General features: G+C 44.0%; 14 protein-coding genes and 1 riboswitch. Of the genes, 8 read left to right on the forward strand and 6 right to left on the reverse strand.

The window, feature by feature from the left end; translation table 11 throughout:
* Nucleotides 1–115: 115 nt before the first annotated feature.
* The 3 genes from abc-f to Q5076_RS00270 all read right to left on the reverse strand — a co-directional run bounded on the left by abc-f (nt 116) and on the right by Q5076_RS00270 (nt 4092).
* Entirely contained in the window at nt 116–1984 is a 1869-nt protein-coding gene (gene abc-f, locus Q5076_RS00260; protein ID WP_303010187.1) for a ribosomal protection-like ABC-F family protein, read from the reverse strand.
* Between the two features lie 27 nt (nt 1985–2011).
* Nucleotides 2012–2818, reverse strand: a complete 807-nt coding sequence (locus tag Q5076_RS00265) for a DUF3805 domain-containing protein (RefSeq protein ID WP_303010188.1) — start codon at nt 2816–2818, stop codon at nt 2012–2014.
* A gap of 80 nt (nt 2819–2898) precedes the next feature.
* The gene (locus Q5076_RS00270) at nt 2899–4092 is read right to left on the reverse strand and encodes a hypothetical protein (protein ID WP_303010190.1); all 1194 of its coding nucleotides are present in this window, start codon (nt 4090–4092) and stop codon (nt 2899–2901) included.
* 214 nt (nt 4093–4306) lie between these two features.
* On the opposite strand from Q5076_RS00270, the gene Q5076_RS00275 reads away from it, so the two are divergent.
* The 8 genes from Q5076_RS00275 to Q5076_RS00310 all read left to right on the forward strand — a co-directional run bounded on the left by Q5076_RS00275 (nt 4307) and on the right by Q5076_RS00310 (nt 14175).
* On the forward strand, nt 4307–4996 hold the full coding sequence (locus Q5076_RS00275) for a response regulator transcription factor (protein WP_303010191.1): 690 nt from the start codon (nt 4307–4309) through the stop codon (nt 4994–4996).
* A 9-nt stretch (nt 4997–5005) separates the two neighbouring features.
* Nucleotides 5006–6787 carry a cell wall metabolism sensor histidine kinase WalK gene (locus Q5076_RS00280; RefSeq protein WP_303010192.1) on the forward strand — a complete coding sequence of 594 codons (1782 nt, stop codon included), beginning with the start codon at nt 5006–5008 and terminating at the stop codon, nt 6785–6787.
* 240 nt (nt 6788–7027) lie between these two features.
* Nucleotides 7028–7966, forward strand: a complete 939-nt coding sequence (locus tag Q5076_RS00285) for a DUF5106 domain-containing protein (RefSeq protein WP_303010193.1) — start codon at nt 7028–7030, stop codon at nt 7964–7966.
* Nucleotides 7967–8048: 82 nt separating this feature from the next.
* A riboswitch (cobalamin riboswitch) is annotated at nt 8049–8253 on the forward strand.
* A gap of 208 nt (nt 8254–8461) precedes the next feature.
* Nucleotides 8462–10474: a TonB-dependent siderophore receptor gene (locus Q5076_RS00290; protein ID WP_303010194.1), complete on the forward strand. Its 2013-nt coding sequence runs from the start codon at nt 8462–8464 to the stop codon at nt 10472–10474.
* A 93-nt stretch (nt 10475–10567) separates the two neighbouring features.
* Complete coding sequence (locus tag Q5076_RS00295; RefSeq protein WP_303010356.1) at nt 10568–12472, forward strand: YncE family protein; 1905 nt, start codon at nt 10568–10570, stop codon at nt 12470–12472.
* 36 nt (nt 12473–12508) lie between these two features.
* Nucleotides 12509–13273 (forward strand): DUF4465 domain-containing protein, encoded by a 765-nt coding sequence (locus tag Q5076_RS00300; protein WP_303010195.1) that lies wholly within the window; start codon nt 12509–12511, stop codon nt 13271–13273.
* Nucleotides 13274–13640: 367 nt separating this feature from the next.
* The gene (locus tag Q5076_RS00305) at nt 13641–13943 is read left to right on the forward strand and encodes a GNAT family N-acetyltransferase (RefSeq protein ID WP_303010196.1); all 303 of its coding nucleotides are present in this window, start codon (nt 13641–13643) and stop codon (nt 13941–13943) included.
* Between the two features lie 10 nt (nt 13944–13953).
* On the forward strand, nt 13954–14175 hold the full coding sequence (locus Q5076_RS00310) for a (4Fe-4S)-binding protein (RefSeq protein ID WP_303010197.1): 222 nt from the start codon (nt 13954–13956) through the stop codon (nt 14173–14175).
* Nucleotides 14176–14231: 56 nt separating this feature from the next.
* Here the strand turns inward: Q5076_RS00310 and Q5076_RS00315 are convergent, their stop codons facing one another.
* From Q5076_RS00315 to Q5076_RS00325, 3 genes are all read right to left on the reverse strand, one after another.
* The gene (locus Q5076_RS00315) at nt 14232–14864 is read right to left on the reverse strand and encodes a 4'-phosphopantetheinyl transferase superfamily protein (protein ID WP_303010198.1); all 633 of its coding nucleotides are present in this window, start codon (nt 14862–14864) and stop codon (nt 14232–14234) included.
* A 141-nt stretch (nt 14865–15005) separates the two neighbouring features.
* Nucleotides 15006–16358, reverse strand: a complete 1353-nt coding sequence (locus Q5076_RS00320; RefSeq protein WP_303010199.1) for a gliding motility-associated protein GldE — start codon at nt 16356–16358, stop codon at nt 15006–15008.
* A 78-nt stretch (nt 16359–16436) separates the two neighbouring features.
* Nucleotides 16437–16916, reverse strand: a complete 480-nt coding sequence (locus Q5076_RS00325; protein ID WP_303010200.1) for a single-stranded DNA-binding protein — start codon at nt 16914–16916, stop codon at nt 16437–16439.
* Between the last annotated feature and the right edge of the window lie 100 nt (nt 16917–17016).

Consider the following 17016-nt stretch of genomic DNA (forward strand, 5'->3'; position numbering starts at 1 on the left):
GATGATCCCAATGCCACAATCCGGATTCGTGCCATCGAAGTGGCACGGTTATGCCATCGCATTGGCACTCCGATGCCACCGCGGTGGCACAGTCATGCCAACAAAGCGGCACGACTCAGTTTTCTATCTCACTCAGTTCCAACCAGCGCATTGTTTTCTCGTCAATCAGGTCGTTCACTACCGGCAAGCGCTTAGACTTCTCCGTCAGCTCGTCTATGGAAAGCGTTCCACTGCAAAGCTGTTCTTCAATCTGTGCTTTCTCGGCTTCCAGTCCGGCAATCTCTTTCTCCAATTGCTCGAATTCACGCCTTTCCTTGAAACTCATTTTCCGCTTATCATTCAGACGGACACGGGCTGTTTTCTCTTCCTGCGTCTTTTCCGCCTCTTTCTCCTTTTGCGTTTTCGCTTCTTTCCAGTTCCGGTAATCCGTATAATTGCCGGGGAAGTCGCGGATGTCTCCCTGCCCGTTGAATACCATCAGATGGTCTACCACTTTATCCATAAAGTAGCGGTCGTGGGAAACGACGATGACGCATCCCTTGAAATTCCGGAGATACTCTTCCAATACATTCAGGGTGATGATATCCAAATCGTTGGTGGGTTCGTCAAGCACCAGGAAATTCGGATTACGCATCAGAACCGTACAAAGGTACAGACGGCGGCGTTCGCCTCCGCTCAGTTTGTAAACGTAACTGTGCTGGGTTTCAGGAGTAAACAGGAAATGTTGCAGGAACTGGGAAGCTGTCAGCTTCTTTCCATTGCCCAGTTCAATCACTTCGGCGATATCCTGCACCACGTCAATCACTTTCATTTGCTCGTCAAATTGAAGGCCGTCCTGGGAATAGTAACCGAAACGGACTGTCTCGCCGACATCTACCGTACCGCTGTCCGGTTGTATCTGCCCCATCAATATCTTGATGAATGTAGATTTCCCCGTTCCGTTGTTTCCCACAATCCCCATTTTCTCATAACGGGAAAAGATATAGGAAAAATCATCCAGAATCTTCAAGTCTCCGAAGCTTTTATAGAGATGTTCTGCTTCGAATATCTTGCTGCCGATATAGGAGGCTTTTACTTCCAGTTTCACATTATCATTCCGGATACGCTGCTTGGCTACTTTCTCCAATTCATAAAAGGCATCTTCCCGGTAACGGGCTTTATGCCCGCGCGCCTGCGGCATCCGGCGCATCCAGTCAAGCTCAGTGCGATAGAGGTTGTTGGCGCGTTCTATTTCCACGCTTTTCGCGTCAATCCGCTCCTGGCGTTTTTCAAGGTAATAGCTGTAATTGCCTTTGTACTGATAGAGCTGCCGGTTGTCTATTTCTATGATTTCCGAACACACACGGTCAAGGAAGTAACGGTCATGCGTCACCATCAGCAGGCTGAGGTTTGTACGCCGAAGGTAATCTTCGAGCCATTCGGTCATATCCAAATCAAGGTGGTTGGTAGGCTCGTCGAGTATCAGCAAATCCGGTTCGGTAATCAGGGCGTTAGCCAAAGCGACCCGTTTCAACTGTCCGCCGGAAAGGTGTTTCACCTTCTGGTCGAAGTTACGGATTTTGAGCTGTGAAAGAATCTGCTTGGCTTTCTGCTCGTATTCCCATGCTTTTTCCCGGTCCATACGCTCCAAAAGCTCGTCCAGCCCCGGATGGCCTTCGGTTTCCATACAACGTTCATATTCCTTTATCAGCTCTACGATGCTGTTGCCATGATGGAAGCAGGCTTCAAGAACAGTCAATTCTTCCGGATATTGCGGGTCTTGTTCCAGGTAATCGACGCGAAGGTCACGGCGGAAGGCTATGCTCCCGCTCTCATACCCCTCTTTGCCTGCGATGATATTCAGCAAGGTGGTTTTCCCGCTGCCGTTCTTAGCGATTAAACCCACACGCTGCCCTTCGGCGATACCGAAGGATATATTTTCAAAAAGGACCAAATCGCCGAAGGATTTGGTCAGGTTGTCTACTTGTAAATAAGGTGCTGCCACAGAATCTAGCGATTTATCGGTTGACAGTTATAAACTGGTAACCAATGATTTATATTCTTCAATTATATTACAGGATTGCCCGGCCTTTTGTTTGCTCCAGACGATTTTCATCGGGTCTATGACACGGTCTTTGTATTGGAGGACGGGGGCTTCGCGGTTACCGTCAATCAAGGTTTTCCACTCCATGCCTTCCACTTCATTGGTAAGTATCACGCATACCGTTATGCCGATTGCCAGCCACTCTTCTTTTTTCTTCCTGCCAATCTTGCCGCTGTCAACCACTTGTTGAAGTTTCTCCAAATCATCTTCTGTTCCCTGGAAGTCTTTTTTCAGCTCCCGTTTTACAGTGGACACCGCCCATTCATACCCTTCATTGACCTGATAAATCTCGGAAAGACGAATCGGAATGAGTTCCGCCGGATATTTCTCTCCTTCCTTACGCACCTCCAACGTGGCGATTATCTCTTCCGCCTCTTTCGTGCTGCCTCCTTTGGGTACGGTAAACGAACATTCGAAAGCGACATCGGCAATGCCTGCAACCCACACATGGGAAGTGTAATAGGTCCCGTCTTCCTGAAACATTTCTTTACTGTAGGCACAGTCTAACGTGCCGACTTTTACCGGCGAAGCCGAATCGTTTTCCTTCAATTCCCGGCGCACGGTATCTTTGCCGTAAGCGGCGTCTCCCTTAAATGCGGATATACGAAAATTTCCCGTCCATACATCGGGGTTATAGAAAAGAAAAGAACCTTCGCCGTCTTCGAACTCATTCCAGTCTGACGGATAATTCATGGAAAACCATGCTCCGGGAGAGATAAACTTCTTGCCTTGCATCCTTTTTTCATTAAAATGATTACCGGACAAAAATACAAATTAATTTTGAATTACGGATTTCGACGGATGAATAAGAGCTGTCATTTCCCGATAGGTTGTATTTTCCTCCGCACTTCTCTGGATATTTCCAGAAACATATAGTTCAATCTCCCGGAATGGATGCCTTCCTTATTTTCTTCATATTTCTTATTGGCATACTGCTTGGATTTCTCAAAAGTGAGCAATGACATTTCATTCTGCGACTTGCCTGCCATCGTGGAGTCCAACTGTTCGTCCGGGAAAAAATCATCCAGATTGACATCGCCAATCATGGTTGTTTCGAGAAAGTTCTTGTTTTTATGGGAATGGTCTGTATAATATCCTACGAACATGTGTCCCGGCGTACGCACCAGGATAGGTTCGATATTGATGGCACGGAGCAGGGATGCCAGCAGCACGCTGCCGTCTACGCAATTGATTTGCGAAGAATCCAGCGCATCGTCAAACGTACGGACACGCTGTGAGAAAACGACATTGCTCGAAAGGCTGGTATTGGAAACGGAACTATAACGGAACTTACGTTTCTGCAATGCGTTCCAAAGGGCATATACCTGCCTGTCTACCGCACCTTCCGCCTTACTCTGATACCCTAGAAAACGGTTTACGATGCGCGTGTCCAGCGCTTCACGGAGCAACCGGTCAATCATCGGATTCTCTTCATTCACATAGGCGGCAAAAAAGATGCTGGTATCATGGAATTTCGTCCCGTTCGCCACGTATCCCAGCAGGCATTCGTTAATGCTACGCACAGAAAAAGTGCGGACCCGCTGCCCCGCGTCTTCCCCGTTCATCTCTATTTTCACCGCTACGCTAACGGGTTCGGCCTGCACGTTATTTTTCAACGCTTCATAGTTCCAGATGATATCAGGATAGACCGTGTAGGTCGTCCGCGGTTTGTTCAACACGAATTCCGAGATGGAACGGGAAAAGAAAGGCGTTTCCGCCACTTCAATGCGCACACGGCTGTAGGCTGTCTTTGACTTGACCCGGACGGCAATACAGGATTTCGGATTTCCCAGGTACATGGAGTCCGAGGGGACGATTACTTGCGCATCGGTAGTAGCCACCGACAATATGGCCGAGGGAAAGATGTTCCCTCCCAAATCATCCGTAATTTCAAAACCTGCGCTTAAAGAGGCGTATTTGAAAACGGATATCCCTCCTATCAAAAGGAAAAAGACGATGAATGCCCCTATCACTTCACGTCTGCGGTATTTCAAATCAAACTTTATCATCGTTTACAAACAACTTTTTCATGTATAGTTCATTTCTCTAACAAAGATAAGGATAAAAAACGAAAATAGAAGCGGATGCAAGAACAGACGCTCTTTTTCAAATGTAATATGATTGTAATATTTGTTTCATTCACCCGTAACAAAGTCTCGCCATCTTTGTCCCGAAATAAAAAAAAGACTAACTTTGTCATATCACATTAATACATGTATCTTTATGAATGATTACCGTATTTTAGTTGTCGACGATGAAGAAGACCTCTGTGAGATTCTGAAATTCAACCTTGAGAATGAAGGTTATGAGGTGGATACCGCCAATTCCGCCGAAGAAGCGTTAAAAACGGATATCGGCAGCTATCATCTGATTCTGCTTGACGTGATGATGGGAGAAATCTCCGGCTTCAAGATGGCGAACATGTTGAAGAAAGATAAGAAAACAGCGAAAGTACCCATTATTTTCATCACGGCGAAGGATACTGAAAACGATACTGTCACCGGCTTTAACCTGGGAGCCGACGATTACATTTCCAAACCTTTCTCCCTGCGTGAGGTCATCGCACGTGTAAAGGCGGTGCTCAGACGCACGGCAACTGCGGAAACGGAAAGAGTGCCCGAACGCCTGACCTACCGTTCATTGGTGGTCGATATCACTAAAAAGAAAGCAAGCATAGACGGCGAAGAAGTGGCATTGACTAAAAAAGAATTTGAGATATTGCTTCTGCTGGTGCAAAACAAGGGACGTGTATTTTCGCGCGAGGATATTCTTGCACGCATCTGGAGCGATGAAGTATATGTGCTGGACCGCACGATTGACGTCAATATCACCCGTCTGCGGAAAAAAATCGGCGAATACGGCAAGTGTATCGTAACCCGTCTCGGATACGGTTATTGTTTTGAAGCTGAATAATTATTTACTATGAACCTGCCTGTCAATCAAAAACATTTCCTCTCTTTCAGCCGGAAGCTTTTTCTATCGGTCATTTCGCTATTCCTTGCGTTTGCGGCCTGCTTCATCGCTTACCAGTACCAAAGGGAAAGGGTATATAAGATAGAGCTGTTGGACACGCAACTGCAGGATTACAACAGCCGTTTGTACGAACAACTGAACGATAGTTCCGACATTGCGGAAACTACCGATAAATATATACATGCTCACGCATTGAAAGATTTGCGTGTGACGCTGATTGACTTGCAGGGGAATGTAATCTACGACAGTTATAAGACTCAAGGGATAAGACTCGAAAATCATCATAACCGCCCGGAAGTACAGAAAGCAATCAAGGAAGGCAACGGGTTTGACGTACGCCGCACTTCCGAAACTACCGGATTGCCTTATTTTTATTCCGCTACACGTTATGGCGATTATATTCTCCGCTCCGCACTTCCTTACAACGTCAGCCTGGTCAATAACCTGAAAGCGGACCCCCGCTACCTGTGGTTCACCGTGATTGTCTCTTTATTGTTAATGGTGATATTTTATAAATTCACCAATAAACTGGGTACTTCAATCAGCCAGCTCCGCGAGTTCGCCATGCGGGCCGACCGGAACGAACCTATCGAAATGGCTATGCAATCGGCTTTTCCCCACAATGAGCTGGGAGAAATCTCACAGCATATCATTCAAATATACAAGCGGTTGCACGAAACAAAGGAAGCGCTTTACATCGAGCGCGAGAAACTGATTACGCATCTTCAAATCTCGCATGAAGGGCTGGGGGTATTCACCAAAGACAAAAAAGAAATTCTGGTGAACAATCTCTTCACTCAATACAGTAACCTGATTTCGGATTCCAACCTGGAAACGACGGAAGAAATATTCGCCATCAATGAACTGAAAGAAATTATCCGTTTCATAAACAAGAACCAGCAACAACGCTCGTACGGCAAAGATGAGAAACGGATGTCTATCACTGTCAATAAAAACGGACGGACGTTTATCGTGGAATGTATTATTTTCCAGGATGCCAGTTTTGAAATTTCCATCAACGACGTCACTCAAGAAGAGGAACAGGTGCGATTGAAACGGCAACTGACACAGAACATCGCCCATGAGCTCAAGACACCGGTCAGCAGCATTCAGGGGTATCTGGAAACCATTGTCAGCAATGAAAACATACCAAGGGAGAAAATGAATGTCTTCCTCGAACGCTGTTATGCGCAAAGCAACCGCCTCAGCCGCTTGTTGCGGGACATATCCGTACTGACCCGCATGGATGAGGCCGCCAATATGATTGATATGGAACGGGTAGATATCAGCGTGTTGGTGAACAACATCATCAATGAAGTCGCCCTGGAACTGGAGGAGAAACATATCACTGTCATCGACTCTCTGAAAAAGGGGATACAGCTTAAAGGCAATTATTCTCTGCTTTACTCTATCTTCCGTAATTTAATGGATAATGCGATTGCGTATGCCGGAACCGATATCCGGATTAGCATCAGTTGTTTCCGCGAAGATGAGAATTTCTATTATTTCAGTTTCGCCGATACGGGGATTGGCGTGCCCGCCGAACATCTGAACCGTTTATTCGAACGTTTTTACCGGGTAGACAAAGGCCGCTCGCGCAAATTGGGCGGTACGGGACTGGGACTGGCTATCGTAAAGAACGCTGTTATCATTCATGGGGGCAGCATATCCGCCAAAAACAGCCAAAGCGGAGGACTGGAATTTGTCTTTACGCTGGCAAAAGAGAAATAGGGTAACAACGGAGAGGCAGAATTTCAATCAGACCACAGAAAAAGCGGAGAATGTTTTGAATAATAGGAAAAGGAAATTATCTTTGTTTTCTCCGATACTTATGAGGACGGAACAAAAACGAGCTTGCCGTCGCTCTACTCCTGCTATTTCCCAACAACCAATCCGGAATTACAGGGCGTCAAGCCGGCACTGGTGATGTTCTCCATAAGTCCGGCATTAAGTATAAAGGTCAAAAAGGTCATGAAAACGAATATAAACTTTCTTTGGATACTGTGTTTCTTTCTTGTAAGCGCTTGTAAAAACGGCAATGCTTCCGGACAAAGCCTGAGCGAACCTTCAAAAGATACGCTCAGCAGTTTTACCTTGCCTTCTATTCCTTCAATAATCATAGCGCCGGAACAACGCACGGAATTCTTGGCGAAGCATTACTGGGATAACGTAAACTTTGCCGATACCAGTTATATCCATCATCCGGAAGTGACCGAACAGGCGTGGGCAAATTATTGCGGCATATTAAATAGCATTCCCCTCGAAATGGCGCAGGAGGCCATACGAAACACCATCGACCGGGCAAATGCGGACAAGAAGGTATTTATCTACATGACTGACCTGGCAGACAAATACTTATACAACCCCAATTCCCCGATGCGCAATGAGGAACTGTACATTCCGGTATTGGAAGCAATGGCAGTTTCTCCTGTCTTGGAAGAAATAGAAAAAGTACGTCCTAAAGCCCGGTTGGAACTGGCTAATAAAAACCGTATCGGAACGAAAGCGTTGAACTTTACGTACACCTTGCCTTCCGGCGTCCAAGGCACTCTTTACCAACTACAGGCTGACTACATACTGGTATTCATCAATAATCCCGGTTGTCATGCCTGCACGGAAACAATCGATGCTTTAAAACACGCTCCCGTCATCGGGCAACTTCTGAAAGAGAAAAAGCTAATCGTGCTTTCTTTCTATCCTGACGAAGAACTGGAGGAATGGCGCAAACATCTGAATGAATTTCCGGAAGAATGGATTAACAGCTATGACAAGGAGCTGACGCTCAGGGAAAAACAACTGTACGACTTGAAAGCTATCCCTACCCTCTACCTATTGGACAGGGAGAAAAAGGTATTGTTGAAAGATGCCACCGCGCAGGTTATCGAAGAGTATCTGATGCTGCACCGATAGCCGAAACACCCGAATCGGTTTTTCTTTTCTATCCCGACGCAAAAGAAAAAGAATACTCCCTTGCAAAAGACAAATAAACTGCCTATCTTTGTCGCGCATTGGTTTGCGACTCCCGCTTACGGGAGAAGCAATTAAAAGGGAATCAGGTGTAACTCCTGAACAGTCCCGCTGCTGTAAGTTCCATAATTATGTTACGGACAACCTACTTTCAGCCACTGGATTATACTCCGGGAAGGCGTTTGTAACAGGAACAAGTCAGAAGACCTGCCATGCAACCAATTTCACTGCTTTCGAGGAAAAAGCGTTGAGTCTAATGAACCGGACAATCCGTCTATCATTTCATTCATCACTCTGATTCAGAGAAAGTATGTTTAAACTAATAAACTCTGCCAAGTTTATTTTTCGTGTCCGGTCGAAGGGATTTCGCCCGGACACTTTTAAGATGTATCAACAGAACGGAGATTAAGAATGAGACATGTAGCATTTTATAAAAGTATGATTGCTGTATTCTGCCATCAGCTCATCTTCACATCTCTTTTTGCACAGCAAAAAGTAGATACGGCACATACATACTCCATTCCGGAAATCACCGTTTCAGATATTTACCAAACCCGCGAGGTGCGGTCTGCAGCCCCGTTACAAATACTTTCCAAAGAGGCCTTAACAAATTTACAGGCTTTGCAGGTGTCTGATGCAGTCAAACATTTTGCCGGCGTAACCGTCAAAGATTACGGAGGCATAGGGGGACTAAAAACCGTATCGATACGCAGCCTGGGAGCGCAGCATACCGCTGTCGGTTATGACGGAATTGCCATAACCGACTGCCAAACGGGGCAGATTGATATCGGCCGTTTCTCACTCGACAATGTTGACCGGCTTTCATTAAGCAACGGCCAGAATGACAATATCTTCCAACCGGCACGTTTTTTCGCATCAGCAGGTATCCTTAACATACAAACGCTGACCCCACGTTTTGAGAAAGGTACTCGCACCCATATAAACGCTTCATTTAAAACCGGCTCGTGGGGATTAATCAATCCCTCTATTTTGCTGGAACGGCAAATCAATCCCAAATGGGCAATTACAGCCAACGGCGAATGGATGTCATCGGACGGGCGATATCCTTATACCTTACATTACGGGAATACTGCGGACGACTTGACTTCACGTGAAAAACGAAAGAACACGGATGTACAGACTTTCCGCGCCGAAACCGGAATTTACGGTAACTTCTCCGACAAAGAACAATGGAAACTAAAAGCGTATTATTTCCAGTCTTCCCGGGGATTGCCCAAAGCTACTACACTTTATAACGATTACTCTACCCAACATTTATGGGACAAAAATACATTTATACAAAGCCAGTATAAAAAAGAATTTAACCGGAAATGGGTGTTCCGGACTTCCGCCAAATGGAACTGGAGTTACCAACGTTATCTGGACCCTGCCGTAAAAAATGAAAAAGGACAGACGGAAAACAGCTATTATCAACAGGAATATTATCTTTCCGCCTCCGTATTATACAGGTTGCTGGACAATCTTTCATTCTCTCTGTCTACTGACGGAAGCATCAACACGATGAATTCCAACATGACGGATTTCACACATCCTGCCCGGTACTCATGGCTGACTGCTTTTGCCGGAAAATATATCAATGAATGGCTTACTTTGTCCACATCTGCATTGGCGACTGTTATCGACGAACATGCCGACGAGGGAGGAAGCGCCGGCAACCATCGGAAACTGACCCCTTATGTGAGTGCCACATTCAAACCTTTCCCGAATGAGGAATTCCGTATCCGTTTTTTCTACAAAGATATTTTTCGTTTACCCAGTTTCAATGATTTGTATTATCAGGAAGTCGGAAACAGAAAGTTAAAACCCGAAAACGCGCGTCAATATAATGTCGGTATGGCATATAGCAGAAATGTATGTGCCTTTTTGCCTTACTTGTCGGCAACCGTCGATGCGTATTACAACAAGGTGACGGATAAAATCATTGCCTATCCGACCAAAAACCTCGCCGTATGGAGCATGAGAAACCTGGGTATCGTGGAAATCAAAGGAGTCGATATCACAGGAAACATATCGCTCTGCCCGGTGGAGAATATCCGTATCAATCTTTCCGGTAATTATACATATCAACGCGCTCTGGATGTCACAGCTCCGGAAGCCGACCCTAATAAATCGACTTATAAACATCAAATAGCCTATACTCCCCGTATTTCCGGTTCAGGACAGGCGGGGATTGAAACGCCGTGGATAAATCTTTCTTACTCATTTCTCTTTTCAGGAAAACGTTATGCATTGGGACAAAATATTGCCGAGAACCGTTTGGACAGTTACAGTGAACATAGTGTTTCAGCCTGCCGTAATTTCAAAATAAGAAAAATAACGACTTCAATCTGCGTGGAAGTATTGAACCTGACAGACGAAAATTATGAGATTGTACAGTTTTTCCCAATGCCGGGACGCTCTGTAAGGGCTACATTACGAATCAAATATTAAAAATTTAAATCGTATATTCACGTGAAAATAAATTTAACATATATATTTTATCTCTGTCTGACGCTATTCTTCTTTTTCGCCGCTTGTGACGACATGGAAGACAAACCTTTCACTTCACCGGACATTACAGGCGATGTGACGGAAACAAATACGGCCGAGCTCTATGTTTTATGTGAAGGATTGTTTAATCAGAATAACAGCTCGCTAATGCGTTTTTCTTTCGGCAACCAGAGAATGGTACGGGATTATTTTAAAACCATCAATCATCGCGGATTAGGGGATACGGCAAATGATTTGGCTATTTACGGAAATAAGATATATATTGTGGTTAATGTTTCCAGTACAGTGGAGGTCGTAGATTTCCAGACCGGTAAATCGTTGAAACAGATTCAACTGCTGGCTGATAACGGAAGTCCCAGGGAACCAAGATACATCACTTTTCACAAGGAAAAGGCTTACGTATGTTCTTACGACGGAACAGTAGCGCGTATAGATACCGCCTCGCTTACCATAGACGCTATCACATCAGCAGGACGTAATCCTGACGGTATCTGCGTACTAAATGACAAACTATATATTTCCAATTCCGGAGGATTGGATTATGCCTCCGGCTCAGGTGTAGACAATACGGTGTCTGTCATTGACATAGCAACCTTTAAGGAGACCGGTAAAATTGCAGTAGGCCCGAATCCGGGCAGGATAATAGCCGACGAGAAAGAACAAGCTGTTTACGTTGTTACCCGCGGGGAAGATGTTGAAACGGGAGATTACAACTTTGTTAAAATAGACTGCCGGACGAATTCGGTCATTCATTACGGCGAGAAGGTCCAGAATTTCGCCATCGACGGGGATATCGCTTATTTATATACTTATAACTACAGTACACAAACTTCTGCTATCAAGACTTTCAACTTGAAAACCGGAAAGACTGTCCGGGAGAATTTCATCACGGATGGAACCGTTGTAAACACTCCTTATGGAATCAATATTAATCCTTATAGCGGCAATGTATATATTACCGACGCTTACGACTATACCGTATATGGGGATTTGCTCTGCTTCAACCAACAGGGACAACTTCTGTTCCGTTTAAATAATATAGGGCTCAATCCCAACACGGTTGTATTCAGCGATAAGGCATCCCGAAGCGACATTGACAGTGATACTGAAGAAACCGGAAATACATTGGCGTTTGCCGACAAGGTCTGGGAATACAGGCCGGCTCCCGGACAGTTTATCAACACTACAACATCGGCATATAAAGAAGGATTCACCTATGAAGAGGTATTGGAAGAGGCTACCCGGAAAATACAGCAAAAATCAATTATTACGTTAGGCGGTTTCGGAGGCTATATCGTTTTGGGATTTCCCCAATCAATTCCGAACATAAAAGGAGAATATGATTTTAAAATAAGAGGTAACGCTTATTACAACTCAAAGACCGGAACCGGTGAATTAGGAGGGAGTGCAGAACCGGGCATCGTATTCGTATCTAAGGATGTAAACGGCAACGGAAAACCGGATGACGAATGGTATGAATTGGCCGGAAGCGAATACGGAAAAGAAACGGAGACCCGAAAATATGAAATTACATACTATCGCCCGGAACCCGGCAAAGATGTCTATTGGAAGGATAATCAGGGAAATGACGGGTATGTGTTTCGAAATGTCTTTCATAATCAGGAATCTTATTATCCTGTCTGGATACGGGAAGACGCAATGACATTCCGGGGAACACGCCTGAAAGACAATGCCGTTTTAGAAAACGGATTATGGGTGGGATATTGTTATCCGTGGGGATATGCCGATAATCATCCCAATAACAGGGAAGAAAGCAATTTCAAAATAGACTGGGCCGTGAACAGCAACGGGGAACCGATGACTTTGGACTGTATAGACTTCGTCAAAATCATGACTGCCGTCAACCAAGATGCAGGACAGATGGGAGAAATATCAACGGAAATAATGACTGTGGAAAATTTACATGCCGAGAATTAACTAATAGAATAATTAACAATTAAAATTAAAAAGAACATGAAAAAATTATCTTTGTTACTATTGTTATCAGTATTTGTATTTTGCGGATGTGACAATGATGATGATGATGTAAAAAACGAAATCGTTGTAAGTTTTGAGAATTTATTGACGGAAGACGAATCCGAGTTTAAGACAACAGAGGGAGAAATAGATGGTTATTACATGAAATGTTACTTCAGAGATTCTCAAAATTTAGTTGAATTACCGCATTATTACAATAACAATGCAGAAGATACCAGTTTCGGAGGCGGCTTCACTTACACTAACCGTACTGATATCACGACTGCCGGATTTTCCAATATCAGCGCTATAACAGCAAAAGGGAAAAACGGGAAAGTATATCTAACGTCAAATACCAATAGCTATACGCCTGCCCAAATCACGAATCTTAACACCGGAAGATATAAATTCAAAGGTGCATGGGTAACAAATACGACTTACGATTATCTTGCTATCAAGGATGGAAATGACGGTAATCCCACACCTTACGTAAAAGGTCCTTTTACCGATGGCGACTGGTTTAAACTAACGGCTACCGGATATAAGAACGACGGCAGTGTCATCGGGAGCATTGATTTTTACCTGGCTGATTTTCGCGACGGCAAACAGGAAATTGTCAATACATGGAAATGGTTTGACTGGAGCAGCATAAGCGATGCCGAATATATTAAATTCGAGATGAGCTCAACGGATGTAGACGAACACGGGATAGTGACTCCTTCATATTTCTGCCTTGACGGTATCACTTTTACCGAGAACTAGAATAACAGCCGGTTTATTCATCTAAAACCAACGACCTGTTTTCAGCGAACCGTCACCGTTGGAATTAAAAACGGTATTCATATTCGGAAAGATTGTATTCCAATAAAAGGATATTATCCTGTTATATAAAAATCAGCGTTTTCCTTTATGAATTCTCTTCTCTTTGAAGGGGTTCATAAAGGAATCTTTTCTCAATTATAAAAGACAGGCTGTATGGGAATACAATCTCTTTTTCTGCCTTATCTCTCCCTCCTCCCCAAAAAATCCGGGTTATGTGCAAAGCTCCTTCCTCATAAGAATAACTTGCCCGTGCAAACAAAAGCTTTTTCCAGGTGTTTATCTAATATCTGACTTAATACGAAGAGATATGATAGAAGATTATAAATTAATTGATAACGAGGAAAAGCATCGATATGAATTTCAAATCGATGGCAAGATAGCCGAAATAGATTATATAAAATCAAATAACGGAGAGATTTATCTCGTCCATACAGAAGTACCGGCATCATTAGGAGGAAAAGGAGTCGGCTCGCAGCTTGCCGAGAAAACTCTACAGGATATTGAACGTCAAGGATTACGATTGGTCCCTCTCTGTCCGTTCGTTGCCGGATATATTCATAAATATCCGGAATGGAAACGAATTGTAATGCGGGGTGTTCATATCAAATAAATTAGCAGATATGGGAAAGAAAATCGAATATAGTAATGGTGAGTTGACTGTCGTATGGCAACCTGAACTGTGCCGCCATGCCGGAATCTGTGTAAAAATGTTGCCTAAAGTGTATCATCCTGAAAAGAGGCCCTGGGTAGAGATTGAGAATGCGACAACGAAAGAACTGATTGCGCAAATTGGCAAATGCCCGTCCGGAGCACTGAGCTACCGACTTCATAAGCCTGAATAAGTAATTCATAAAAGAAATTTTCCGGACAGTTACGAACCGATATATCCCAGGATATGCTATCCCGTAGTCCATGTCAACACGAAGTCCGGAAAAATACGATAACCGACCGGAAAAACCGCCTGCTGTTCCGTTACGTGTTCCCTGACCTGGAAATTACCTTCTTTTTGAGGATTAAAATGTGATAAACAGAGTTTGCGTAAATCTGCATCGGCATTTTCCATGCATTTAAAAACGGTCTCTTTTGCCGACCAATGCAAAAGCAGGCTCCAAGTCGTATCTCCCTGGTAAGGTTCTATCTGTTCGTCAGGACGTATATAACGCTCACTTACCTTATGCACACGTTTTCCATATTGTTCGATATCAATGCCGACAGGAGCTTTCGAACCGGCAATAAGCGCTGCATAACCTTTGGTATGGGAGATGCCGATGAAAAAGGAGTTGTCTGTCAAATAAGGTTTGCCTGTCAAGGAATAATCTATTTGTTTGTCCTCTCCCAGGATAAGATGTAACAAAACACGAACCGACAACCATTCCATTTGCCTGCGTTCTGACGTAAACCGCCGCAGTTCATGTTCGTAGCAGGCTCTTCTCGTATCCGGTAGAAGAGCCAATAATGTATTCAAAGGCTCTTCTATTTTCCAAACAGCCCATTGCACATCATCTGTCTTATCTTGCAGAAATAACCCCATTTAAACTTTCTTCCAATATTCTACACGCTTTATTTTATCTACCAACGGGTTTCTTTTACGGTTTTCCTTACCCGATGATTATCTCCGCTATCCTGAATCTCCCCAAAGAGCGATTCATCCTCCGGCATAATCATTGCTTTCTTATTCTTTCTCTTCCCTGTTATCGGAATCTTTCGGCAAAATCGTGAACTTAACTTTCAATATACGACGACTGTCCATCTCCAGTACTTCGAATTCATAATTATGGTAAGTCACTTTCTCATGCAATGCCGGAAATTCTCCTTTAATCTCAAGTAACATGCCTGCCAAGGTATCGGCATCTCCCGCTACTTTCTCAAATTCATCTTCATCGACTTTTGCTATCTTATAGAAGTCCGTAAGCTGCGTTTTCGCCTCAAATATCCATGTATGCTCATTCAGCACTACGTAGGTACGTTCTTCGTCATCATACTCATCATGAATCTCACCTACAATCTCTTCAATAATGTCTTCCATCGTCACAAGTCCGGAAGTTCCTCCAAACTCATCCACGACAATGGCTATATGAATCTTATTCGCTTGGAAATCACGGAGAAGGTCATCAATCATCTTTGTCTCCGGAACAAAATAAGCGGGACGGATTAATGATTGCCAGCGGAAATTGTCTCCTTTATTCACATGCGGCAAAAGGTCTTTTATATACAGTACCCCTTTAATGTCGTCCCGCGAACCGGAATAGATGGGAATACGCGAATAGGCATTTTCAATAATACACTGCATCACTTCCTTAAAAGGGGTGCGAATATCCAAATCGACCATATCCAAACGCGATGTCATCACTTCCTTTACCGTCTCGCCGCCAAAACGAATGATTCCCTCCAGAATATTGTTCTCTTCGGAGATTTCCGCCTTATCCGTCAATTCCAAAGCATGTGAAAGTTCATCTACGGAAATATTGTGATTCTTTTTCGTGAAATGCTTATTTAAGAAGGCTGTCGAATGGACCAATACGGAAGCAACCGGACGAAATACTTTTTCCAGAAAATAAATTCCCGGAGCGGAAAAACGGCAAAAAGGCAGTATCTTTTGTGCAGAATAAATCTTCGGCATAATTTCACCGAACAGCAGCAAAAGGAAAGTAAGTATGACTGTCAATACCAGAAACTCCGCCAACGGTGAATGGAACACGAACACTGTCATGAAGAAATAATTGCAGAGCATGATAATTGTCACATTCACAAAATTATTCGTAATCAATATCGTTGCCAGCAAACGTTCGGAATCACTCAGCAAAGAGCTGATTTTTTCATCAGCAGGATGCCTGCGTTCATCAATTTCATTCTTGTCCGAAGGGGAGAGCGAGAAAAAAGCTATTTCAGAAGCCGAAGCAAAGCCGGAAGCCAGTAAAAGCACACCTGCCAATACTATGGCAATAATAGCAGAAATAGAAGGGGTGTTTACGGTAATACCGTTAAAAATGTCAGTCAACTGACTTAAATAACCATCTGAGTCCAAAGAGTATCTATTTTAGTTAAACAAAAGATAATGTGCCAACCAGCTTATCGGAAACTTATTGGCACACTATCATATCTTCTAGAACGGTAAATCATCTACCGGATTATCTTGCACAGTTTGTTGCTGGTTTTGCTGCACTTGCTGCTGATTCTGCGGCATCTGCTGCGGCTGCTGCAATGAGGCGGAATAAGGCTGTGCAGGCATTCCGGCACCCTGGCCGGCTCCCTTCGGAGTCAGCATCTCCATATTGTCCGCATAAATTTCAGTGACGTAGCGCATTGCACCCGATTGGTCGGTATAAGAACGGGTCCGAATCTTTCCTTCCAAATACAGTTTATCTCCTTTATGGACGTATTTATCCACAATCTCCGCCAAACGGTTGGATACAACGATATTGTGCCACTCCGTCCTATCGGGTATCTGGGTTCCATTAGCCAATGTGTACCCGCGTTCTGTAGTAGCCAACGAAAAAGTTGCCACAGCCGACCCCGTATCGAAATATTTTACCCGCGGATCCTGCCCCACATTTCCGATCAATATCACTTTGTTCACTGACATATATGCATCTATTTTTTGATTCTAAATTCGTGTCTAAACTGATTTTCAATTTAAATCTGCTGCCAAAATTAAACAGAATAACAATAGAATGCAAGAATTG

It is taken from the genome of uncultured Bacteroides sp. (genome assembly GCF_958445495.1).
In the GTDB taxonomy this organism is placed as follows: domain Bacteria; phylum Bacteroidota; class Bacteroidia; order Bacteroidales; family Bacteroidaceae; genus Bacteroides.

What these genes read in the sequence shown, in the direction of transcription:
- Q5076_RS00265 (WP_303010188.1), bottom strand. Translation starts at nt 2,818, where the DNA reads ATGCAAGGCAAGAAGTTTATCTCTCCCGGAGCATGGTTTTCCATGAAT.
- Q5076_RS00270 (WP_303010190.1), bottom strand. Translation starts at nt 4,092, where the DNA reads ATGATAAAGTTTGATTTGAAATACCGCAGACGTGAAGTGATAGGGGCA.
- Q5076_RS00275 (WP_303010191.1), top strand. Translation starts at nt 4,307, where the DNA reads ATGAATGATTACCGTATTTTAGTTGTCGACGATGAAGAAGACCTCTGT.
- Q5076_RS00280 (WP_303010192.1), top strand. Translation starts at nt 5,006, where the DNA reads ATGAACCTGCCTGTCAATCAAAAACATTTCCTCTCTTTCAGCCGGAAG.
- Q5076_RS00285 (WP_303010193.1), top strand. Translation starts at nt 7,028, where the DNA reads ATGAAAACGAATATAAACTTTCTTTGGATACTGTGTTTCTTTCTTGTA.
- Q5076_RS00290 (WP_303010194.1), top strand. Translation starts at nt 8,462, where the DNA reads ATGATTGCTGTATTCTGCCATCAGCTCATCTTCACATCTCTTTTTGCA.
- Q5076_RS00295 (WP_303010356.1), top strand. Translation starts at nt 10,568, where the DNA reads ATGGAAGACAAACCTTTCACTTCACCGGACATTACAGGCGATGTGACG.
- Q5076_RS00300 (WP_303010195.1), top strand. Translation starts at nt 12,509, where the DNA reads ATGAAAAAATTATCTTTGTTACTATTGTTATCAGTATTTGTATTTTGC.
- Q5076_RS00305 (WP_303010196.1), top strand. Translation starts at nt 13,641, where the DNA reads ATGATAGAAGATTATAAATTAATTGATAACGAGGAAAAGCATCGATAT.
- Q5076_RS00310 (WP_303010197.1), top strand. Translation starts at nt 13,954, where the DNA reads ATGGGAAAGAAAATCGAATATAGTAATGGTGAGTTGACTGTCGTATGG.
- Q5076_RS00315 (WP_303010198.1), bottom strand. Translation starts at nt 14,864, where the DNA reads ATGGGGTTATTTCTGCAAGATAAGACAGATGATGTGCAATGGGCTGTT.
- Q5076_RS00325 (WP_303010200.1), bottom strand. Translation starts at nt 16,916, where the DNA reads ATGTCAGTGAACAAAGTGATATTGATCGGAAATGTGGGGCAGGATCCG.